Annotated in this window: 3 protein-coding genes; all 3 read left to right on the top strand. The window is 50.8% G+C overall.

Translation table 11 applies throughout. From position 1 onward, the window contains the following. The first annotated feature begins 4 nt into the window (after window positions 1-4). The 3 genes from KDK18_RS09880 to rimI all read left to right on the top strand — a co-directional run bounded on the left by KDK18_RS09880 (window position 5) and on the right by rimI (window position 2,967). Complete coding sequence (locus KDK18_RS09880; protein WP_306670915.1) at window positions 5-1,588, top strand: 2-isopropylmalate synthase; 1,584 nt, start codon at window positions 5-7, stop codon at window positions 1,586-1,588. Window positions 1,589-1,593: 5 nt separating this feature from the next. Beyond that, window positions 1,594-2,415, top strand: coding sequence for a hypothetical protein (locus KDK18_RS09875; protein WP_257254734.1), 822 nt, complete (start codon window positions 1,594-1,596; stop codon window positions 2,413-2,415). 96 nt (window positions 2,416-2,511) lie between these two features. Beyond that, complete coding sequence (rimI, locus tag KDK18_RS09870; protein ID WP_257254733.1) at window positions 2,512-2,967, top strand: ribosomal protein S18-alanine N-acetyltransferase; 456 nt, start codon at window positions 2,512-2,514, stop codon at window positions 2,965-2,967. Window positions 2,968-3,091: the final 124 nt, after the last annotated feature.

The following is a 3,091-nucleotide window of genomic DNA, read 5'->3' as shown; positions in this document are numbered from 1 at the left end:
ATTCCTGTTTCATTACGTGTATTTTTTTACTTCGGGGCTTTTAATCCTTTATCAGGTTATTATTTTCGACACCACTTTGAGAGACGGTGAACAGAGTCCCGGCGCAGCCATGACCAAAGATGAGAAGGTCCGGATTGCCAAATCTCTGGAAATACTCAAGGTTGACGTCATTGAAGCGGGCTTCGCCATTGCCAGCCCGGGCGATTTTGAGGCGGTTAAGAGCATCGCAGAAACCATTAAAGACAGCACTGTCTGCAGTCTTTCCCGGGCACTGCCCAAAGATATTGAGGCAGCAGCGCAAGCTGTCCAGCCCGCCGCTCGAGGCCGTATTCATACCTTCATTGCAACCTCCCCTCTGCACATGAAACACAAACTCTGTATGACGCCTGATCAGGTGCTGGAACAGGCAGTAGCCTCTGTTAAGCTGGCCCGTAATCTGATTGACGATGTGGAGTTCTCCCTTGAAGACGCTGGACGATCTGACATTGACTTCATGTGCCGTGTCATTGAAGCGGTTATTGATGCAGGTGCCAGCACCATCAACATTCCGGATACAGTTGGCTATGCCCTGCCACACCAGTTCGGCAATACAATAGCTCAGCTGATTGAGCGTATTCCTAACTCTGATAAGGCTATCTTCTCGGTTCATTGTCACAATGACCTTGGGCTCGCAGTGGCTAACTCCCTTTCAGCTGTCGTTAATGGCGCTCGGCAGATTGAATGCACCATCAACGGCCTCGGGGAAAGAGCGGGTAATGCCTCTCTTGAAGAAATTGTTATGGCCATCCGCACCCGTCAGGACGAACTCAGGTTGGAAACCGGCATTAACACCCAGCATATTGTTCCTACCTCCCGCCTGGTCTCAGGTATCACAGGCTTCCCGGTTCAGCCTAACAAAGCCATTGTCGGTGCTAATGCCTTTGCTCATGAATCCGGTATCCACCAGGATGGTATTCTGAAAAACCGCGAAACCTACGAAATCATGAAGGCTGAAGATGTTGGCTGGAACACTAACCGCCTGACCTTGGGTAAATTATCCGGCCGCAGTGCTTTCCAGTCGCGAATGGAAGAGCTGGGAATTACTTTTGCTGATCGTAACGAACTGACGGAAGCCTTCAGCCGCTTCAAGGTTCTGGCCGACAAAAAATCTGAAATCTTCGATGACGACCTGCAGGCTCTGGTCAGCGATGTTCGTTCAGGCAATGAAGAAGAAAAATACCGCCTGGTGGAGCTGGAAGCAGGCTCCAGCACGGGCAAAACACCTGAAGCTCGCCTGGTCATTGCGGTGGATTCCGAGGAAGTTGAAGCGCGCAGTGCCGGTGACGGCCCTGTTGATGCGGTCTTTAAAGCCATAGAAAGTATTGCTGATTCCGGTGCCCATCTGGCATTGTATAATGTCAGCGCCATTACTAGCGGTACCGATTCTCAGGGTGACGTCAGCGTGCGTCTGGAAAAACAGGGTCGCATTGTCAATGGCTCCGGAGCGGACACAGATATCGTGGTCGCTTCCGCCAAAGCATACATCAATGCTTTGAACCTGCTTAATGCTGACCACCCAAAAACCAACCCACAGACAGGAAACCTCTAACAGTCATGGAAGGCAGGATCAGTGAGCGAACTCGACAGCACTACCTTGATGCCATGGGGATCCAGACCTGGTTTCCCAGGCAGATCCTGCCTAATGCACTGACTCCCAGGGCATTTGACTGTTTACAGGAAGAACCAGGGGAAGCGTTTAAGCCTGAGAACTCAGCCCTTTCTTCCCAACAGGAATCAGCTCAGCACCCTGAAAGCGCTATGGGTGCTTCAACAGCAAAAGATTTGCTGGGCATCTCCGGTCGTGCCGAAACGAAACAAGATTCGAAGCCAGCAACGCCAGTAAAACAGCGCGTTATTAATGAACACCAGTCAGAAGAAACCAGCAAGTTCAGGCTTGTAACTTTGGCTGCAAACGAACACTGTCTGGTAGTCGCTGAAATGCCTCACTCCGGACTGAATCAATTTTCACGCTTTCACCAGCGATTACTCAGCGATATTCTTCGCGCCATTCAATTGCCAGCAGAGTCTGAAACTCTGCCTTTCAGTGACTTTGTCTGGCCACTGGGAAATATTGGCCTGATGGAGCACCTTAGTCAGAATGACTCTGCCGCTGCTGACGCAGTATGCGCCTACCTTAGTAACCAGTTTGGACTGGCCAGACGAAAAGTGGTCCTGCTCTTTGGTCAGGCAGCAGCCCGTTTTGTTATAGATCCCAACCGACCATTCAGCGAACTGAGGGGTTTGCAGAAAGGCCTTCATTCCCATCAACACTTTATCGTCACCCACGGCCTTAATGAGTTAATGAAACTTCCAGCCCTCAAGTCAGAAGCCTGGCAGGATATTTCTCCGATCATCAAAGAGCTGACCTCGTCATAATCCTCTCCACAAACGCAAAATTGATTATGCTCAGCAACCGGTGCTGGTGTCATACGCCCGATATCCCTCAGTTATCACGGAAAGAGAAAACTTATTATGCTGTCATTTAGAGCAATGACTCATCAGGACATTCCGGAGCTAGAGGCTATCGAGCAGCAAGCCGGGCCTCACCCCTGGAATCAAAAGCACTACCTGAATAGTATCGACTCAGGCTATCTCTGCATGGTAGCCGAGCACGAGGGCAGAATTGTTGCCCAGGGAGTCGTCATGCTGGTTGCAGGAGAGGCCAGCCTGTTGATTCTGACTGTCTCTCGCAACGAACAGGGCAAAGGCTTCGGCGCTGCCATGCTGAATCAACTCATCGACGCTTCAGCCAAACAGGCTGAAACCCTGTTTCTTGAGGTGCGGGAATCCAACAAAAAAGCATTCAGCCTCTACCTGAAGTCAGGCTTCAGCGAAATTGGCCGCCGCAAAAACTACTACCCGGCCAGCAAAAATCATAAGGCTGAGGACGCTATTGTTATGGCCTTGGATCTGAGTGTCAGGGAGTGACCGGACAATCACCCAGCCAACTGCCGGTAACAGGATCTCTGCCACATTCAGCAAGCAGCCACTCAAAGTACACTTCTAGCAGCCTGTCGGACTTAAGGCTGTCCTACTGCGGTTGCAATAAATT

Source organism: Endozoicomonas sp. SESOKO3 (assembly GCF_024606255.1).
This window is presented reverse-complemented; position numbering and strand designations above follow the sequence as displayed.

Bases quoted from the DNA above. Each gene is read 5' to 3' on its own strand.
- KDK18_RS09875 (WP_257254734.1), top strand. From the start codon at position 1,594: ATGGAAGGCAGGATCAGTGAGCGAACTCGACAGCACTACCTTGATGCC.
- rimI (WP_257254733.1), top strand. From the start codon at position 2,512: ATGCTGTCATTTAGAGCAATGACTCATCAGGACATTCCGGAGCTAGAG.